22 protein-coding genes are annotated in these 18061 nt (G+C 67.4%); 15 read left to right on the top strand and 7 right to left on the bottom strand.

Going from position 1 to position 18061, the window contains the following annotated elements; all coding sequences use genetic code 11:
• The first annotated feature begins 15 nt into the window (after positions 1-15).
• Positions 16-738 carry a Pr6Pr family membrane protein gene (locus tag MRBLWH13_RS16715; protein ID WP_341956036.1) on the top strand — a complete coding sequence of 241 codons (723 nt, stop codon included), beginning with the start codon at positions 16-18 and terminating at the stop codon, positions 736-738.
• On the opposite strand, the gene MRBLWH13_RS16710 is transcribed toward MRBLWH13_RS16715, so the two are convergent.
• The 4 genes from MRBLWH13_RS16710 to MRBLWH13_RS16695 are packed head-to-tail and all read right to left on the bottom strand — an operon-like array spanning position 713 to position 3435.
• The gene (locus tag MRBLWH13_RS16710; RefSeq protein WP_341956035.1) at positions 713-1591 is read right to left on the bottom strand and encodes a hypothetical protein; all 879 of its coding nucleotides are present in this window, start codon (positions 1589-1591) and stop codon (positions 713-715) included. The two genes, MRBLWH13_RS16715 and MRBLWH13_RS16710, sit on opposite strands and share 26 nt — an antisense overlap.
• Positions 1592-1601: 10 nt before the next feature.
• Positions 1602-2834: a hypothetical protein gene (locus tag MRBLWH13_RS16705; protein WP_341956034.1), complete on the bottom strand. Its 1233-nt coding sequence runs from the start codon at positions 2832-2834 to the stop codon at positions 1602-1604.
• A complete protein-coding gene (locus MRBLWH13_RS16700) occupies positions 2831-3118 on the bottom strand; it encodes a hypothetical protein (protein ID WP_341956033.1) in 288 nt (95 codons plus the stop codon). The genes MRBLWH13_RS16705 and MRBLWH13_RS16700 overlap by 4 nt, the downstream gene beginning before the upstream one ends.
• Positions 3115-3435 (bottom strand): SAV_915 family protein, encoded by a 321-nt coding sequence (locus tag MRBLWH13_RS16695; RefSeq protein ID WP_341956032.1) that lies wholly within the window; start codon positions 3433-3435, stop codon positions 3115-3117. Before MRBLWH13_RS16695 ends, MRBLWH13_RS16700 begins: the two co-directional genes overlap by 4 nt.
• 187 nt (positions 3436-3622) lie before the next feature.
• Between MRBLWH13_RS16695 and MRBLWH13_RS16690 the strand changes: the two genes are divergently transcribed.
• From MRBLWH13_RS16690 to MRBLWH13_RS16635, 12 genes are all read left to right on the top strand, one after another.
• Positions 3623-4726, top strand: a complete 1104-nt coding sequence (locus tag MRBLWH13_RS16690; protein WP_341956031.1) for an AAA family ATPase — start codon at positions 3623-3625, stop codon at positions 4724-4726.
• 7 nt (positions 4727-4733) lie between these two features.
• The gene (locus MRBLWH13_RS16685) at positions 4734-5621 is read left to right on the top strand and encodes a DUF58 domain-containing protein (protein WP_341956030.1); all 888 of its coding nucleotides are present in this window, start codon (positions 4734-4736) and stop codon (positions 5619-5621) included.
• Positions 5608-6099 (top strand): hypothetical protein, encoded by a 492-nt coding sequence (locus MRBLWH13_RS16680; RefSeq protein WP_341956029.1) that lies wholly within the window; start codon positions 5608-5610, stop codon positions 6097-6099. Before MRBLWH13_RS16685 ends, MRBLWH13_RS16680 begins: the two co-directional genes overlap by 14 nt.
• Positions 6090-7076 (top strand): VWA domain-containing protein, encoded by a 987-nt coding sequence (locus MRBLWH13_RS16675; RefSeq protein ID WP_341956028.1) that lies wholly within the window; start codon positions 6090-6092, stop codon positions 7074-7076. The genes MRBLWH13_RS16680 and MRBLWH13_RS16675 overlap by 10 nt, the downstream gene beginning before the upstream one ends.
• Positions 7058-8116: a VWA domain-containing protein gene (locus MRBLWH13_RS16670; protein WP_341956027.1), complete on the top strand. Its 1059-nt coding sequence runs from the start codon at positions 7058-7060 to the stop codon at positions 8114-8116. The genes MRBLWH13_RS16675 and MRBLWH13_RS16670 overlap by 19 nt, the downstream gene beginning before the upstream one ends.
• Positions 8113-8904, top strand: a complete 792-nt coding sequence (locus MRBLWH13_RS16665; protein WP_341956026.1) for a hypothetical protein — start codon at positions 8113-8115, stop codon at positions 8902-8904. The genes MRBLWH13_RS16670 and MRBLWH13_RS16665 overlap by 4 nt, the downstream gene beginning before the upstream one ends.
• A complete protein-coding gene (locus MRBLWH13_RS16660; protein WP_341956025.1) occupies positions 8898-10025 on the top strand; it encodes a hypothetical protein in 1128 nt (375 codons plus the stop codon). The genes MRBLWH13_RS16665 and MRBLWH13_RS16660 overlap by 7 nt, the downstream gene beginning before the upstream one ends.
• A gap of 72 nt (positions 10026-10097) precedes the next feature.
• Entirely contained in the window at positions 10098-10337 is a 240-nt protein-coding gene (locus MRBLWH13_RS16655; RefSeq protein WP_341956024.1) for a hypothetical protein, read from the top strand.
• Positions 10338-10352: 15 nt separating this feature from the next.
• The gene (locus MRBLWH13_RS16650) at positions 10353-10595 is read left to right on the top strand and encodes a hypothetical protein (RefSeq protein ID WP_341956023.1); all 243 of its coding nucleotides are present in this window, start codon (positions 10353-10355) and stop codon (positions 10593-10595) included.
• A 126-nt stretch (positions 10596-10721) separates the two neighbouring features.
• On the top strand, positions 10722-10976 hold the full coding sequence (locus MRBLWH13_RS16645) for a hypothetical protein (protein ID WP_341956022.1): 255 nt from the start codon (positions 10722-10724) through the stop codon (positions 10974-10976).
• Positions 10977-11619: 643 nt separating this feature from the next.
• Positions 11620-12099 carry a hypothetical protein gene (locus MRBLWH13_RS16640; RefSeq protein ID WP_341956021.1) on the top strand — a complete coding sequence of 160 codons (480 nt, stop codon included), beginning with the start codon at positions 11620-11622 and terminating at the stop codon, positions 12097-12099.
• Between the two features lie 138 nt (positions 12100-12237).
• Positions 12238-12804: a hypothetical protein gene (locus tag MRBLWH13_RS16635; RefSeq protein ID WP_341956020.1), complete on the top strand. Its 567-nt coding sequence runs from the start codon at positions 12238-12240 to the stop codon at positions 12802-12804.
• A gap of 157 nt (positions 12805-12961) precedes the next feature.
• On the opposite strand, the gene MRBLWH13_RS16630 is transcribed toward MRBLWH13_RS16635, so the two are convergent.
• The 3 genes from MRBLWH13_RS16630 to MRBLWH13_RS16620 form a co-directional block, all read right to left on the bottom strand.
• Positions 12962-13675, bottom strand: a complete 714-nt coding sequence (locus tag MRBLWH13_RS16630; RefSeq protein WP_120494775.1) for a hypothetical protein — start codon at positions 13673-13675, stop codon at positions 12962-12964.
• A 66-nt stretch (positions 13676-13741) separates the two neighbouring features.
• Positions 13742-14533: an NAD(P)H-dependent oxidoreductase gene (locus MRBLWH13_RS16625; protein ID WP_341956019.1), complete on the bottom strand. Its 792-nt coding sequence runs from the start codon at positions 14531-14533 to the stop codon at positions 13742-13744.
• Positions 14534-14550: 17 nt separating this feature from the next.
• The gene (locus MRBLWH13_RS16620; protein ID WP_341956018.1) at positions 14551-15921 is read right to left on the bottom strand and encodes an MFS transporter; all 1371 of its coding nucleotides are present in this window, start codon (positions 15919-15921) and stop codon (positions 14551-14553) included.
• Positions 15922-16019: 98 nt separating this feature from the next.
• Between MRBLWH13_RS16620 and MRBLWH13_RS16615 the strand changes: the two genes are divergently transcribed.
• Both MRBLWH13_RS16615 and argG read left to right on the top strand, forming a co-directional pair.
• Entirely contained in the window at positions 16020-16433 is a 414-nt protein-coding gene (locus MRBLWH13_RS16615; RefSeq protein ID WP_341956017.1) for a helix-turn-helix domain-containing protein, read from the top strand.
• Positions 16434-16483: 50 nt separating this feature from the next.
• Positions 16484-17917 carry an argininosuccinate synthase gene (argG, locus tag MRBLWH13_RS16610; RefSeq protein ID WP_341956016.1) on the top strand — a complete coding sequence of 478 codons (1434 nt, stop codon included), beginning with the start codon at positions 16484-16486 and terminating at the stop codon, positions 17915-17917.
• Positions 17918-18061: the final 144 nt, after the last annotated feature.

Here is an 18061-nt window from a genome sequence, read left to right as displayed (position 1 = left end):
TGCGCGGAGGCGAATATGACGACCTGGTGGCCATTTGCACGACTCGCAGCAGCAGCGCTCGGACTCGCGGCGATCGTCGCTCAGCTCTCCCGAAGCATCGAGAATGCGCTCAACGCCACCACCGAGTGGGGCCAGCACATCCCGACTGTCGTAGCGAATTTCCTCAGCTTCTTCACGATCCTGTCGAACGTGCTCGCGGTGATCGTTCTGGCGATCGGCGCGATCTGGGCGCTGCGCCGCCGACGCGGCACCGAGCCCGAGCCGACATGGTTCGCAATCGCCCTGGCCTGCGTGAGCACCTACATGATCGTCACCGGCATCGTCTACAACACGCTTCTCAGAGGCGTCGAGCTGCCCCAGGGCGTGACCGTGCCGTGGTCGAACGAAGTGCTGCACGTCGTCATCCCGCTGTTCCTCCTGGCCGACCTGCTGTTCGCCCCTCGCCGACGCGCACTCGGCTGGAGCGCCGTCGCCATCGTTGCCCTCTTCCCGATCGCCTGGGCCGTGTACACGATGGTCCGCGCGAACTTCATCATCGCCCCCGCCACCGGCGACCCGTGGTGGTACCCGTACCCGTTCCTCGACCCGCATCTCGTGCCCGGCGGCTACCTCGGCGTCTCGGGATACATCGTCGGGATCGCGATCGCCATCATCGGAGTCGCGTGCTTCGTGGTCTGGGTCGGACGCCGGCGCGGCAGCGCGACGGACACCCCTAGCGGATCGCGCCCTCGGGGCTGAACACCGAGAGCACCGGAGCACTCACATGCTGCGGGGTCGTGGCCACGGCCTCCCGCGGATCGAGAAGCCGGACCGGAACCCGGTCTCCGCGAAGCTCCTCCCGGGTCGACGGATCCAGGCGGTAGAGGCGGAGCGCGAGCCAGAGGAGCGTCCCGTCCACCCCCAGTGCTGAGGGGTCGACGTCGATCACGCCGCGCCTGCGCGAGAACGGATGACGCCACCGCTCCTGATAGGTGACGGCCCCGGGGCGCACGGCGACCTTGAGCACGATCGAGTTGTTCATCCCGACGCCGACGTCGATGCTCTGGATGTCATCCCAGTGCACTTCGGCATCGAGGTGGAAGGTCGCGGATCCGAGCCCGCGAGGATGCAGGAACAGCCGCCGAGGCTGTCGCAGCGAGATCAGGTGACTGACGATCGGACCGAGCAGCAGAACGGCGAGCACCGCCCAGACCACACTCCACGCACCGCCGACGGTCACCGCGGCGACCGCGAAAGTCGACGCCGCGGCGAGCGCGGCGACGAGGATCATCGCGGGCACGAGCTTCGATCCGGGAAGGAGGATCCCCCCGGGGACGCTCGCACTCGCCCGACTGATGTCCTCCGAACCGACGCGTCGGCGCGTCAGGGTCGTGAGCCACAGCGTCACCGCGATCACCCACCAGAGCGCGGGGACGGCGATGAGCACACCCAGGATCGGACGCATGGATGCGGTGTCCTGCAGATATGTCCAGACGCACAGCACAGTGGCGACGGCCGCGAGGATCACGTTCAGCACGACCACGGCCACCCACAGCGGACGTCCGATGGTGAGATCGAGCGCACTGCGCGGCATCGTTCGGGGTTGCTTCATCGTTCCCGCATCATCCGAAGATCGAGTTCCAGGCACCGCCGATAGCGTCGCCCACGGCCCCGGCCGCATCGCCCAGCGCTTCGCCGGTGTCGACGAGTTCGTTCCATCCGGACTCGAAGACGTTCCCTGCACCCTCGAACATGCCGTCGATCATCCCGGACGTGAAGACGCCGACGACCCCGCCGACCACGGCCCCCGCCGCAGCGCCGACGACAGTGCCGACCGGCGGCACGATGAACGAGCCGATGATCGCTCCGGTGCCTGCCCCGGCCCCGATCCCCGCAACCATGCCACCGATATTCGATGCCGCAGCCTGCTGCCAGGATTCACCGCCGTTGGCGATGTCGTCGTAGATCGCGTAGCCGGTGCCCGCGACACCGAGCACGACCAAGCCCTTGCTGATCGCCGCCCCCGCGCGCAGGGTGCCCATCAGACCCTTCTCGCCGCCGACGAGCAGATCGTCGGTCTTCGACAGCAGCTTCGCGACGTCGTCGGTCTCGTCCAACAGACTGTAGAAGTTCGACTTCGGACCGTTGATCGCTCCCGAGGGCGTTCTCGCACTCTCCAACGACTTGGTCAGCGATGCCAGCCGCTCGGCGTTCGTCACCTTCGTGCTCGTCAGACGGAAGGCGGCATTGGCCAGTGCGCCGCCCGTGATCGCACCGGTGAGAAGCCCCGTCAGCACGGTGAGCATGTTCGCTCCGGACGCCGCCCACGTCGCCGCGAACGTGTCGAGGGCTTCTTGCCACTGGGTGTTCGCCGCCTCGGCCTCCGAGACCACCGTGTTCCACGTCTGGACCTTGGCCGCATGGGCCGCTGTCGCGGTGGCGCTGGACGCCGTCTCCGTATCCGGCGCATCGGGCTCGTACTCGCGCGTCGGGGCATTGCCAGGTCGATGCACCTGCGTTCCCGACACCGCAAGCCCTCCTGCCGATGCAGTGGCCAATGCGCCCGTCATACGACTCTGAGCGTCCCGCAGGGCATCTGCGAGCACGAGCACCGACCGGCCTACGGAGGACGCCTCGGTTCCATACGTCGCAACGGACGTGTTCGCTGTGGAGACCGTCTCCGAGAACGCATCGGCTCCTGAACCCGCCCAGCCGTCCAGCGTCGTCGCTCGCGCCGATGAGATGTCGCTCGAGAAGTTCTCGGCGCCGCCGGCAACCTTGTTCTTCAAGAAGATAGCGATCGTCTCGATGTCGTCGGGCGAACCCTCGATCCTGGTTTCCTGCACCGAGCTCATCGCAGGCCCGCCCCCAGCTCTGACACTCGAGCCTTCGCGAAGTCCTCCATCGCCCCGAGGTCGTCGACGGCGGCCTGCACAGCGTCCGTGATGGTGTCCACTTCTACGACCAGACGGAGAGCGATGTCCGTCGTCAGCGCGAGAACATCGGCGAGCACGGCCGCTGCCGCACCGAGATCTCCGCCGCTCGGATTCGCTGCGGCCAGCGTCGCATCGAAGTCCTCAGTCCCGATGCGAAGAGCAGAGATACCGCTCGCAGTCGCCTGAGCATCCGCCCGGATCATGAGTGCTCGCGCGATTCCGCTTCACGCGCGGCATCGCCCTCGGCACCCTTGCGCAGACGCACCGGCATGACGATGTCGAGCACCACGGTGTCGAACTGATCGACCTCCCGGAAGCTCTCGAGCTGAACGGTCGGCACAAGCGCCCAGGGCTGCTCGACGCCCATGCCACGATGCAGCCTGTCCAACGCCGAGTACGCCAGGAGCGCCTTGCGTCCGTCCTTCGTCAACCGGTACTCGAGCTGTGCCTCGGCCGGGTCCGCCGTCTCCTCGGCCAGCGGCACATAGAGCACCGGGGGCAGCTCGCTCGCTTGCACCATGATCGTTCCTCGTCTCTCCACGCGGGATTCCAGCTAACCATGCCCGCGCCGACGCCTGCGATATACGCACCCCTCGTCCTCAGAGGTGCGTCGCTCTCCCTCTGGCGGGACGCCGACATCGTGCGGTTACGCTGTTCACAGGGGGGATCTGCGTGACGCGCCTCCCCCGCGCAAGCGAGGAGACACCATGACTCAGCCATTCCCTGCATCGGCCGGTGGCCCGTCCGTGCCGCCGCCTCCCCCCGGGCCTCCCGCCGCGGCGCCCCCGGCCCCCGGCGCATCGTCCTCGGCGTCGAAGAAGTCCGAGGCGCCCACCGAGGCCGAGCTCCGCCGCGCGAGCGAGGTGCTCAAGACGGTCTCCGACGCGTACTCCGCGAAGATGGTCGGCCAGGAGCGGCTGCGCATGAGCCTGCTGATCTCGCTGATCGCGGGCGGCCACATCCTGCTCGAGAGCGTGCCGGGGCTCGCGAAGACCACTGCGGCGAGCACGCTGGCCGACACGGTCAAGGCGCAGTTCAAGCGCATCCAGTGCACCCCCGATCTGCTGCCCAGCGACATCACCGGCAACCAGATCTACGACGCGGCGACCGGATCGTTCCGCACCGTGCTCGGCCCCGTGCACGCCAACTTCGTGCTGCTCGACGAGATCAACCGCTCGAGCGCCAAGACCCAGAGCGCCATGCTCGAGGCGATGCAGGAGCACCAGACCACGATCGGCGGAGAGGTGCACCACCTGCCGAAGCCGTTCCTCGTGATCGCGACGCAGAACCCCATCGAGCAGGAGGGCACGTACGAGCTGCCCGAGGCCCAGATGGACCGCTTCCTGCTGAAGGAGATCGTCGAGTACCCGAGCCCCGCCGAGGAGTTCGAGATCCTCGGACGCATCGACTCCGGCGTGCTCGACCCCGACCGTCACGTCTCGAGCGCGATCAGCCTCGACGACGTGCACATGCTGCAGGACGTCGCGAGCCGCATCTACGTCGACCCGGCGATCCGCAACTACATCGTCTCGATCGCCTATGTCACCAGGAACCCCGCGCCCTACATCGGCGAGGACCGCGCCCGCTTCATCAAGTACGGAGCGAGCCCCCGTGCGAGCATCGCCTTCCTGCAGGCATCCCGCGCGCTGGCCCTGCTGAACGGACGCGCTCACGTGCTGCCGGAGGACATCCGCTCGCTCCGCCACCTGGTGCTCCGTCACCGCGTGCTGCTGACCTTCGAGGCCGACGCCGAGGGCATCCGCAGCGAGGAGATCATCGACCAGATCTTCGCGTCCGTCCCCACACCCTGATCCCGCCATGGCCAGCCTGATCACCCAGGTGAAGAGCAAGCTCTTCATCCACTCGTCGCGCAAGTCGCTGCACGCGCTCGACGGCGCCTACGCGTCGCTGCTGCACGGCCGCAGCCTCGACTTCGAGGATCTGCGCAAGTACGAGTACGGCGATCAGGTGCGTGACATCGACTGGCGCGCCACGGCACGACTGGGCACTCCGCTGGTCAAGAGACACCGTGCGATGCGGATGCACACGATCCTGTTCGTGGTCGACACGGGCAGGTCGATGGCCGCCCTCGCGCACGACGAGAAGTCGAAGAAGGATCTCGCGATCCTCGCGACGGGCGTCCTCGGCGTTCTGGCCCTGCGCCACGGCGACGACTTCTCGCTCGTCTACGGCGATTCCGACCGCGTGCGCCGACGTGCGCCCGGCCGCAGCGAAGGCGCCCTCGAGCACGCGCTGCGCACGATCGACCAGGCGATCGACTCGAGCACCTCGCCGAGCGATCGCGACGCCCTGCTGTCCTACGTCACGCGCACGATCTCGCGGAGGATGATCGTCTGCGTCATCACCGACGAGGCTCCCGTCACCGACGAGACCGAACGGATGCTGCGTCGACTGCGCGTGCAGCACGACGTGCTGTGGCTCACCGTGAGCGACGCCGATCCGGTGCTCGACCACACCACGAACACGATCCGCAGCGACGTCGACAGCATGTGGGAGGTGCCCGACTTCGTGCAGGGCGACCTCGACATCATCCGCGAGCTCACCGCCCAGACCGAGGCCGATGCCGCGCGTCTCGCCGAGGTCCTCAAGCGCATGGAGATCAGCCACAGCGTTCTGGCAGGTCAGGACGACGCCGTCTCGCAGCTGCTGCAGCTGCTGAATCGGAGGTCGAATGCCCGGCTCTGATGAGCTCTACCCTCCGGCCCAGTACGGCTGGGGCTGGATCCTGCTCGCCTTCGGCATCCTGATCCTGCTGATCTCGGCCGCCTGGCTGCTGGTCGCCCTCACGCGCCCCCGGCGCGATCTCACCCTGACCGGCGAGGCGCAGGGTCCGCAGCTGCTCACCACCGACGTGCTGTCGCAGCTGCGCGTGGAGTACCTCGACCGCATCCAGCGCATCGAGGACGACTACCGCGCCCGCACGCTCTCGGCCCGCAACGCCAACCTCGAGTTCAGCCGCGTGGTGCGCACGTTCGTCAACGAGTACAGCGGGCTCGAGGCGCCGGTGCTCGCACTCGACGACCTCGTGTCGCGCGGGGTGCACCCCGCACTGATCGACGCGATGGGCCGCCACTACTACCCCAGCATCTTCCGCCAGGGTCCGGCGATCGACCCGGTCGCCGGTGCCGAGGCCGCGAGAACGGTGGTGCGCACATGGCACTAGCGAACTGGTGGTTGATCCTCGTCGCCGCGGGCGTCGTGATCGTGGCGATCGTCGTCGGCGTGGTCGTCGGGTTGCGCAGCGGCGCGAAGACCGAGGAACACGAGCGCGCTCGCGTGGCCCGCGCCGAGCGCCTGCGCGCGCTGCCGACCTTCCGCACCGCGCTGAACCGCCGAGTGCTCGCGCTGTCGGGCATCCTGCTGCTCGGTGTGGTCGCGGCCCTCTCCGCCGGCGTCGTGTCGGCGCGACCGATGTCGTCGCAGACGATCCAGCCGGTCAACACGAGCCGCGACATCATGCTGTGCCTCGACGTCTCCGGATCCATGAGAGAGGTCGACGTCGAGGTGCTCACGGTCTTCGAGGAACTTCTCAAGGACTTCGAGGGTGAGCGCATCGGTCTGACGATCTTCAACAGCTCGCCCGTGCAGATCTTCCCGCTGACAGACGACTACGAGTTCATCCGCGGCCATCTGCAGAGCATCCGCGAGAGCTTCGACGCCAACGATCCGATCCCCGAGCACTGGGTCGGAACGCTCAACGGCAATGGCGCATCGCTGATCGGCGACGGCCTCGCCGCCTGCACGATGGCATTCGACCACCCCGACGACGAGCGTTCGCGCTCGATCATCTTCGCCACCGACAACGAGGTCAACGGCGCCTCGATCGTGACCCTCGACGAGGCCGCCGCCTACGCCGATTCGATCGACGTGCGGGTGTTCGCGCTCAACCCCGTGCAGGGCAAGGACGCCGACGTCAGCGCCGAGCTCACGAAGGCCGCCGAGGCCACGGGCGGCGCCGCCTACGGACTGCGCGACACCACCACCGTGAGCGACATCGTCGAGCAGGTGCAGGAGCAGGAGGCGACCGAGCTGAAGGGTCAGGCGCAGGTCGTCTGGACCGACACGCCGGACCTCTGGATCGTCATCCTGATGATCTCGATGCTCTCCTTCATCGTGGTGCTGTGGAGGGTGAAGCTGTGATCTTCCAGCCCGTCCTCAACGTCTTCCTCCTCGTGCTTCTCTGCGTGCCGGTGGCGGCCCTCGCCGTGATCGCCCTGACGAAGGCGAAGGGCCGCGACAAGGCGCTGTGGGTCATGCGGCTCGTCATGCTGCTGGCGTGCTTCTTCATGTTCCTGCGCCCCGGGATCCCGGGCGGCGTCACGCAGACGCTCGCGACGGACACCGACATCGTGCTCGTCGTCGACACCACCGCGAGCATCGTCGCCGAGGACTGGGACGGCGATCGGCCTCGTCTCGACGGAGTGCGAGCCGACGTGCAGACCATCGTCGACGAATACCCCGGAGCCCGCTTCGCGCTGATCACGTTCGACGCCTCGGCCGACCTGCGGATGCCGCTCACCACCGACACCACCTCGCTCGTCTCGTCGCTCGACGTGCTGCGGCCCGAGGTGACGAGCCAGTCGCGGGGCAGCTCGATCGGCATCGCGAACCAGCTGCTCGCCGACACCCTCGCCAACGCGGCGGCGTCCTCGCCCGACCGCTCGCGCATGGTCTTCTACTTCGGCGACGGCGAGCAGACCGTCACCTCGGCGCCCGAGCCGTTCGATGGCAGCGAGAACTTCACGGATGCCGGAGCCGTGCTCGGCTACGGCACGCCCGAGGGCGGCCCGATGCAGCTGACGACCGGCAGCCTCGACGGATCGGATTCGGGCGAGTACATCGAGTATCAGGGGTCCGATGCCCTGTCGGTGATCGACGAGGGCAACCTCGAGGCGATCGCAGCCGAACTCGGCGTCGAGTACCAGCACCGCACGGCGGACACCGAGCTGCAGCTGCCCGAAGCGCCATCGACCACGACGGACTACGCCGAGTCCGGGTCGGTCGGCAACGTCACCGAGCTCTACTGGATCGCCGCCCTCGTGGTCGTCGGCCTGCTCGGTGTCGAACTCGCGCGGGCCAGCATGCTCGTCGCCCGACTGCGCCTGCTGCGGGCGCCGTCCGCGCGCACCCGCACCCGCACCCGTCGCGAGAAGAGCCCCACCGACGGAGGTGCCGCATGACCGACCTGTCGACCCGTCAGGGCCCCGCTCCCTCCGCCGGCCCCGACGACCTGAGGGCAGCGGCCGCCGCCGCGCTGCTCGCATCGAATCGGCGACGCCGTCGCATCCGCCGCTGGGTGATGATCGGAACCCTGCCGCTGACCCTCGCCGCGCTCCTCTTCGTCGGCAAGATCCTGAGCATGTACGCCTTCGCGCACCAGTCGATCTCCGCCTATGTCGCCGACGACTACTCGGGTGCGGAGTCCTCGGCGCGCGGCCAGGAGTTCCTCAACTGGTTCGAGCCGTACAAGGCCCCGTTCAATGTGGGCACGGCTCTCACCGGGGCCGAGATGCTGCCCGAGGCGCGCGGCAAGCTCGAGGAGTCGCTCGACCTCGCGACCGGCCTCGAGGTCTGCAGCGTGCGCATCAATCTCGCCCTGGTGATCGAGCGGATGGGCGATGCCGCCCGTGCCGACGGCGACGGTGCAGGCGCGGCCGCGCTCTACGGCGAGGCTCTCACGGTCACGACCGAGATGCCGGAGGAGTGCAACAGCGAAGAGGCGCAGCAGCAGACCTCCGACCCCGACCGCGACCTGCAGGAGAGCAAGGAAGGCCTCGAGGATCGCCTGAAGCAGAAGCAGCAGAGCGAGCAGGAAGCTCCTCCCGAGGAGCAGCAGGGGGAGCCGCAGCCGCAGCCCTCAGAGGACAAGCTCGAGGAGCTCAAGGAGCAGCTCGAGCAGGGCACCCAGGAGCGCGATCAGCAGCAGGGCGATGACAGCGGCGGCTCGGGGACGGACAAGCCATGGTGATGGATCACGAGAAGCAGCGGGCGCGCTACGTCGCCGGCACCGAGGGGGCGCCTCCCGTCCCGCCTCCCGGCGGCTACCGCAATGCGCGTCGCCAGGCCGGACCCGTCTCGCAGCCGCAGTACGGTGCGCCGGCTCCGTCGGCCACGGCGACCGCGACGGCATCCGCATCCGAGACGAAGAAGCCGGCGAACGCGCTCGGGTGGATCGCCCTGGTCGTCGGCATCCTGTTCGCGGTGGTCCTGCTCATCACGTTGGCCGTCGGCGCGACCGACACCCTGTACGGCGTCACCATGCTCGCTCTGCAGCTCGTGGTCGTCGCCGTGATCGTCGGCACCCTCTTCACCTCGCGCGGGCGCACTTTCGCCGCGGTCGCCCTCGGGATCACGCTCATCTTCAACGTCGCCACGGTCGGTGGCATCGGCGCGCTGCAGACCTCCGCGTCAGGCAGCTACGACGGCATGAAGAGCGAGGAGCAGAAGCACGAAGAGGCCTACCCCGGCATCAAGGGCACCGATCCGCAGGATGCTCTGCAGCAGCAGTCCCTCGAAGAGGTGAGAGCGGAGGCCGACGGCCTGTTCGCCGAGATCCGCGAGCGCATCACCGCGGAGTACGGATACGAGTGGGTCCAGGTCGGCGACGAAGACCTGCGCCCGGAGCGCAACGGCTACGGCGGGGAGTCGATGCTCGTCGAGTACACGTCGATCGGATGGGCGACCACCGAGCCGATCCAGGACTACAGCACCAAGCTCGACGTGATGGCGACGATCGACTCGGTCGTGGCCGAGCACGGGCTGCCCCCGCTGTACTCGTTCAACGGCGAGTTCTCGGGCATCGACCCGTCGATGATCGCGAAGCTCTACGGCAGCGAAGACCCCCGCGAGCAGCACACGTGGGAGTACTACACCGACAACTACCCCGACCCGATGCGGCTGTACGCCAACATCTACGACCTCTCGAACGACCCGACGGGCGACTTCCTCAAGACCCGCGAGGCGCAGAACGCCCGCACCGGAGAACCGCTCGAAGGCCTGCAGATGGTCGTGCTCGCGAGCGCGGTGCTGAGCGAGGGCGACCAGGCGGAGTTCGAGGAGAAGTTGAAGGACTACCCGGGATTCCAGTGAGCCCTGTCGCCTCTACCGCTGCGACCGTGGCGTCAGGGCACGCAGACGACCTTGGACATAGCGGGGAGGATCGTGATCCCCGCGTCGATCCGTGATCGCCTCGGCATCCTTCCGGGTCCGGCCGACATCATGAGCGACGGAACGGGCGTCCGCATCGAGGCAGCAACGGTCGGGTGCTCACTATCTGCAGGACCGTTGGGCGGTCACGGAGATCTTAGCTTCGCCACCGATGGGAACCAGTACTGGGGCGGCGGCGCTAGTGCTGGCGCCGGGATCGGGTGTAGCGCGATGGCTACGTGGCGCTTCTTTTGAATTGAGGATTTCAACATGACAATAGAGAATTACATAGTTATCGCGATTGGGATTTTTGCCATTGTAGGTGGGGTTCTGATATTCCGAGGGCGAAGAAGGATTTACAACCTCCTCGCCAATCTGCAAAAAGATTTGATAGGCGAGCGCGGTGACAGTTTGAGTAAAAGAGCAAGTGCGTATTGGGTGGGGTTCACTGGCATCGTGAGCATTGCGATCGGAGTTGTAGCAATTCTCACCGGGGTGTTCGCCCGGGAATGATGAGCAAGGTTGTTTTTTGTGGAGCGCGCGGAACCATGCTGGCCTGGCATCGTTCCTTCATCACTCCCGCACGCTGACATGAGACAGATTTCTCGAGCCGGCTCTATTAGCGGATAGACTGGGCTGATGGCAGGGGAACAGGGGCATGGTCGTCGTTTCGACTGGCTCTTTCCGGTCGCGCTCGTGTTGGGCGCGCTACTTCTGGCCCTGGCCTACTGGCTTGACGCCCGTGATGGCGTTCCGACCATGGCCCGGGGCGACACACCACCGGAAGCCGTCGCCGCGGGGGCCATCGGCATGGCGCTGTTCGTCAATGGCATAGCTGGTAGTGTTCGTGCGCTGAAAGCCCGACGAACCTCCGACGAACCTCCGTCGACGTAACTAGAACGATGCTTGCCGACGCCTTGGCGTTCCGCATGAGTACTTGAAGCGGCTAAGCAATTTCGTAGTGACGTCGTAGCATACAGTCTGGCCGTGTTGTTACGACCCTAGACAGGGAGCACGCCAGGGCTAGTGACCAGGCGAGCGAGCGTTCGCGGGGACGCTCCTGCTTGTTGAAGGCTGGCGCGCACTCTGCTGCTGCGCTCGAGTCAAGCGCCTGTCACACGTACGTTTATGCCAGTGTTCCCGTGTCCGATGAGGTGTGTATAGCCGGCGATACCGGGCGGATCGGCGTCTCGCTGGGACGGGAGGAAGCGTGCGCGGAATCGCGGGCTGAGTAGTTGTCGCTCTGTATGCTGCAAGCGGGTGGCGCACTTATTGGAAGCGCCATCGGCCTACTAGGCGGTCCGATGGGCGGGGTGCTTGCCGGCGATCTTCGGAACGTTGACGGGATCGGTCATGTTCCTCACCTCGCTCCCAGGAGCCGCAAGGAGGCCCGAGATTGACTCGTAAGTCCAACGAATGGCACTCACTGATCCACAGCGCACCGATCGGGCCCTCAACGACAGTGGCACGAAACATCGCGCTGGCGGCACTTGCCCTCATGGGAGCCGCCAGTCTCATCGTGCCGACGTTGCAGGGCGTGCCGACGGCGGACAGAGTCGTCGTGGGGATCTTCGGAACGGCACTCATCGCAATTTCGCTCATCGGTGCGCTGAGGTGGAAGCCTTTGCTGCGCACGATGGCGAGAGTAGCGCGACGAAGTGGCGAGACTCCGGTGCTCGGGTTCATGCAGGCAGAATTCGACCGACCGAGCACGGGAAAAACCTTCGCCGGCAAGGGATGGATACTGATCCGCGGAGCTGAGCTCCTCGTGCATACACAGTCGACAGTCCTCGCTTCGGGAGAGGTTCGAGCTATCGAACTCGCCGAGATCGAGGGCATCTCGCTGCGAACAGCAGACAGCATGGCGTTCAACCGCCTGGCGCTCACGCTCACCAGCGGAGAAGAAGCAACCTTCGCCGTGATCCCCTCCAACGGTTCCGGCCTGCGGGGGGCGACGGAGAGCGAGGTTCAGCGCGCCATCGACTGCATAGCTGACGCGATGTCGTCGGCCGTGTGAGCGCGGCCAAACGAGACACGACCCTGTCCGGCACTGGCGGCGCTGGAGTCGGTTGCAGTGCTGGCGGCGGCTTTAGCTCGCGTTCGGTGCAACCACCGGACTAGGGGCGTGCCGCGCGGTCATGTTCAACTTCTACTGGTGATGGGTGCGATGGGTGCGATGGATTCGAGTTGTGTTCCGGCAGGGATAGCGCATTTGCTGGCATTCGGGGCAGGGATCGCTCTAGTCGTGCTCAGCCCTTGGCTGGTGCTGTGGGGGCGGGCTGTGTATCGGGATGGCCCTGCGCTCCAACGTTGGGTCTGGAATGCGGGGCCACCATGGGTGCTGTCGACGACCGGTTTCATCGTGTTGTTCGGATTCGGACGGACGTTCGCCGGGTGGGCGGATCTGTGCCTCCCTGGTCGCGAATGGAATGCGGTCGGCGTGCTGTTCATCGGGATCGGGGGCGCTACCGCGCTGATCGCGGTGGCGCGGATGATCGTCGGCCGCATCCGAGTGGGAAACGGGGCAAGGCAGACCGAGAACAGCGACAAGACAAACGAGAACAGCGACGAGACGAGCACGCAGCCAGCTCACTCCGTCGAGGCCGCTCCGCCCGCTCGCACACGTAACATGCCTGTCGAACAGCGGCGTGTGATCATCACATACGTCCTCACGTACGCAGCAGCCGTCATCGTCATCATCGTGGGCGTTGGGCTCCTATAGCGCGCGGGACACCGCTTTCAGTCCGCTGCCCCCGCGCACGCATTTGGTCGGGCCCTGACCGTGGTTGCAGATGCGACTGCCCCCGTCGGACGACGACTGTGCCCGCCGAAGTTCGACCACAGGCGGGGCATATCGCGATTTTCTTGTCCGCACCGCCTCAGGACGCGAGCGAGAGCCCCGCGGCGAGCGCGAAGCCCAGCACGGTCGCGAGCCCCGTGACCTGCTTGGCCTTCTCCTGAGCATCGGGCACCATCGAGTCGACGAGCATCACGAGCAGGGCACCGGCCGCGAAGCCGCTCGCGCCGGCACGGAAGTCGTCGCCCGTCGCACTCGCCAGCCCGAAACCCGCGACCGTCGCCAGGGCACAGATCACCGAGATGCCCGCCCAGAGCAGCAGCACGCGCGACTTCGCCATGCCGCCCTTCAGCAGATCGGCGGCGGAGCCGATCGACTCGGGAAGGTTCGAGACGACGATCGCCACGACCAGGGCGATGCTCACGGGTTCGCCGGATGCGAGGCCGATGCCGAGCACCAGCTGCTCGGGGATGCCGTCGAGCAGCGCCCCGAGCGCGAGAGGCACACCGGCCCCCGAGCCCTGGTTCTTCGACTTCGCGGCACGGGCATCCAGGATGCGGTCGGCGATGAAGTAGGCCAACGCGCCGCCCACGACCCCGACGATGAGCGGGATGGGACCCGCGAGATCCAGGCCCTCCTCCCACAGCTCGAAGGCGATGGATGCCATGAGGGCACCCGCACCGAAGCCGAGCACGATGCCGAGCCAGCGCGGCGGCCAGGTGCGCAGCAGTGCGAGCGCCGCACCGATGATCAGAGGCGACGCCGCGACGATGCCCCACAGAATCGCTCCGCCCATGTGCCGCCTCCTTCAGGGACACTCTGCCACCGCTCGGACCGAAAGTGCAGAGGCGCGGTGCGCCGTTCAGCTGGCCGAGACGCGGTGTATGCCGAGGTCGGTGCGCCCGGGCAGCAGGTCCGCCCGGAGCGCGCGGGTGCCGTGATACTCACCGTCGCGGAGCCGGCGATACGGGCTGCTCGGCGATTCGTCGCGGATCCCGGCGAGGCGTTCGACGAGCCGCGCGCTCTCCCGGTCGATGCCGGCAGGCGCCAGCCCATCGGCGTCGTGGACCACGTGCAGGTCGAGCGGCTCTATGCCGGTGTACCAGAGGGTGCCGTGGGTGAGCGGGAACATCAGCGAGTCGAGATCCCCGCTGATGCCCCGCTCTCCGATGGAGCGTTCGTCCTCGCCGGCCGTCACGATCACGAGTGCACGGCGTCCGGACAGAAGGCCCTCACCGTAGCGGAGAGGCAGACCCGTGTTCGGGTCGACGGGGCCGTATGCGAACCCGTTGGTGAGAACACGATCGAGCCACCCCTTCAGGATCGCCGGCGGGCCGTACCACCACAGCGGGAACTGGAGCACGACGAGATCTGCGGCCCCGAGCTTGCGCTGTTCCTCGCTCACATCCGCTGGCAGCTGCCCCGCGGCGAACGCCTCGCCCATGAGATCGACGACGTTGCCCTCCCTGCCGTGGGGCTCGCCGAGGTCCTGGGCGGCGAGGACGGGGTCGAACCGCTGAGCATACAGATCGGTGATCTCGACGTCGTGGTCGCGCGAGAGGGCTTCCACCCCGTCGCGGAACAGCCGGGCGTTGAAGGAGTTCTCCTGCGGGTGGGCGTAGATCCAGTGGATGGTCGGGCGTGGTGCGGACAACGGAGTGCCTTTCTTCTTCAGCGGGGGTCGAGGACGGGAGGCGTCGGAGCGCGTCTCCAGAGCGGCAGAAGCGCAGCGGCGACGACCATGCTTGTCGCGACGAGGAGCGCGACGACGAAGCCGCGCGACCCGACGATCGAGGCGATCGTGCCGAGCACGGCGATCCCGAGGCCGCCGCCGAGAGCGAAGCCGACCTCCTGGATCGCCCCCACCTGACCGGCGTCGTCTTCGGTGGTCACGTCGAAGAGGGTCGTCGCGGCGAGCGTCGCCGCGATCCCGAACCCCACGCCGACAAGCACGAGCGGGATCGCGACGAGGTCGACCCCGGTCGCCAGCCAGGCGAGTCCGGCGCCTTGGATCACGAGCGCGACCACCGTGAGTGTGGGCGAGGTGAGCCACCGGAGGAACAGAGGGGCGAGCACCCCGCCGAGCGCGATCGCGATCGCCTGCGGAAGGATCGCGATGCCGGCCGCGGCCGCGCTGAATCCCCGCGCATCCTGCAGATGAAGGCTCACCAGGAGCACGGATGCCGTCGACACACCGCTGCTCGCCACGATGCGCACGATCGCGGGGCTGAACCCCGGTACTCGGAAGAGCCGCATGTCGATGAGTGGTTCGCGCAGCGACTGCTGACGGCGGATGAAGAACACGAGCGTCACGACCGCGACGACGCCGGCGACGCCCGCGGCGAGGGGAGCCGCGAGCACCTCGTGCAGCGCGAAGACGAGAGCCCCGAGCGCGACGATCGACGACAGTATGCTGAGGACGTCCCACGACGGGGGCCGCGAGCTGCGGGAGTCGGGAACGAGCCAGATCGCGAGCACTCCCGCGACGACCGCGAGCGGCACGCTGCCCAGCAGCAGCCAGCGCCACCCCGGGCCTTCGGTGACGATGCCCCCGAGCACCGGGCCCAGAGCGCTGCCGGCTCCGAAGGTCGCGGTCCACAGCCCGTAGGCCAGCACGCGCTGCCGTGCGTGATAGTGCGCACCGATCGTGGCGACGACGCCGGCCACGACGAACGCCTCCGCGACGCCGAGGAGGGCGCGCACGACGATCAGCAGCATCCCGTCCTGGGCGAATCCGCCGATGACGTTGAGCACCGCGAAACCGGCGAGGCCGAACAACACGATCCGCTTGCGCCCGAAGGCGTCGCCGATGCGGGCGGCGACGATCAGCGTCGCCGCCAGAGAGAGCGCATACACGTCGACGAGCCAGAGAGCGCCGCTGTCGCTCAGGACGAGGTCGCCGCGGATCGCCGGCAGCGCGGTCGACATGCTGCTGATCGCCAGCGCGCCGATCAGGATGCCGAGAAGCAGGGGGATCATGGCGAGCCACGGATGCCGAGCCGCACGAGGCAGGGCCGCTGCCGTGGGGAGGGGGAAGGTCACTGCCTCAGTCTCGCGCCGCGGGTACACTTCAGACAAGTACAGTCATTGATGGTACATAGTGACCCTTTGGATACTAAGGCGTAGCGGAAGGCATACCGATGAGGGAGAAGACGGAGCGCATCGTCCGTGAGTGGGGAGACGCATGCGACGCCGAGGTCTCGATCGCGGTGCTCGGCGGCGCCTGGAAGCCCAGCATCCTCAGCCTTCTGGGCGAGCACGAGGTGCTGCGGTTCGGCGAGCTCAGCAGACTGCTCGACGAGCCGACCGCCCGCGTGCTGACGCGCCAGCTGCGCGAGCTGGAGGACGACGGGCTGCTCATCCGCACGGTCTACCGGCAGGTCCCACCCAAGGTCGAGTACCGACTGAGCGACCTCGGCCGCGGATCCATGCCCCTCGTCGAGGCGCTGACCGACTGGGGCAGTCGCTATGCGGCGCACCAACGGCGCGAGCTGGCTCGGCCGACGGCCGAGCCAGCGGCGCTCGACGAGCTCGAAGCCGCCGACGCGCGCTGACTCCCACCTCGGTCCGAAACAGCCGACACGCCGCCGATAGACTGGGAACCATGTCCAAGGTCCTCCAGTCACTTCCCGTCGGCGAGCGCGTCGGCATCGCCTTCTCCGGAGGACTCGACACCTCCGTCGCCGTCGCGTGGATGCGCGACAAGGGCGCCGTCCCCTACACGTACACCGGCGATCTCGGGCAGTACGACGAAGACGACATCGAGTCGATCCCCGGTCGCGCTCTCGAATACGGCGCCGAGGCCTCGCGTCTGGTCGACTGCAAGACCGCGCTGGTCGAAGAGGGTCTCGTGGCCCTCTCGTGCGGCGCCTTCCACATCCGCTCCGGCGGACGCACCTACTTCAACACGACGCCCCTCGGCCGCGCTGTCACGGGCACGCTGCTCGTGCGCGCCATGAAGGAAGACGGCGTCGACATCTGGGGCGACGGCTCGACCTACAAGGGCAACGACATCGAGCGGTTCTACCGCTACGGCCTGCTGGCCAACCCGCGCCTGCGCGTGTACAAGCCCTGGCTCGACGCCGACTTCGTCACCGAGCTCGGCGGCCGCAAGGAGATGAGCGAATGGCTCGTCGCCCATGACTTCCCCTACCGCGACTCTGTCGAGAAGGCGTACTCGACCGACGCCAACATCTGGGGCGCGACGCACGAGGCGAAGACCCTCGAGCACCTCGACGTCTCGCTCGAGACCGTCGACCCGATCATGGGCGTGAAGTTCTGGGACCCGTCGGTCGCGATCGAGACCGAAGACGTCACTGTCACGTTCGAGGCCGGCCGCCCGGTCGCCATCAACGGCGTCGAGTACACCGACCCGGTGGCCCTCGTCATGGAGGCCAACACGATCGGCGGGCGCCACGGCCTCGGCATGAGCGACCAGATCGAGAACCGCATCATCGAGGCGAAGTCGCGCGGCATCTACGAGGCTCCGGCCATGGCGCTGCTCTTCATCGCCTACGAGCGCCTCGTCAACGGCATCCTGAACGAGGACACCCTCGCGACTTACCACGAGCAGGGTCGCCGTCTCGGTCGTCTCATGTACGAGGGACGCTGGCTCGAGCCGCAGTCGCTCATGCTTCGCGAGTCGATCCAGCGCTGGGTCGGCCTCACGATCTCGGGCACCGTCACGATCCGCCTGCGCCGCGGAGACGACTGGACGATCCTCGACACCACGTCGCCCAACCTGTCGTACGGCCCCGAGAAGCTCTCGATGGAGCGTGTCGGCGACGCCGCGTTCGGCCCGGTCGACCGCATCGGACAGCTCACGATGCGCAACCTCGACATCGCCGACTCGCGCTCGCGCCTCGAGCAGTACGCGGGTCTCGGCCTCATCGGCGGCGCCACCGGCGAACTGGTCGGCCGCGTCACGGCCGGCGAATCGGGCGAGATCACGGGTTCCGTGGAGGAGGTCGATGAGAACCTCGCCGATGCGGTCGACAACGCATCCGAGGGCGCTGCGTTCGACTCCGGACTCGACTGATCTGTCGGTTTCAGAGAGGGGGCGGATGCTGCGGCATCCGCCCCCTCTTGCGTGTGTCCCCCTTCTGTGTGTCTGGGCGGCTCGGCGTTCACAATTCAGCATGAACGTCGGGCCTCGACGCTGGATCGTGCTGGTAAAGGCTCA

The sequence above is a fragment of the Microbacterium sp. LWH13-1.2 genome (assembly GCF_038397735.1).
In the GTDB taxonomy this organism is placed as follows: domain Bacteria; phylum Actinomycetota; class Actinomycetes; order Actinomycetales; family Microbacteriaceae; genus Microbacterium.
Note: the sequence above shows the minus strand (reverse complement) of the source record. Positions and strands in the feature narration are given on the sequence as shown.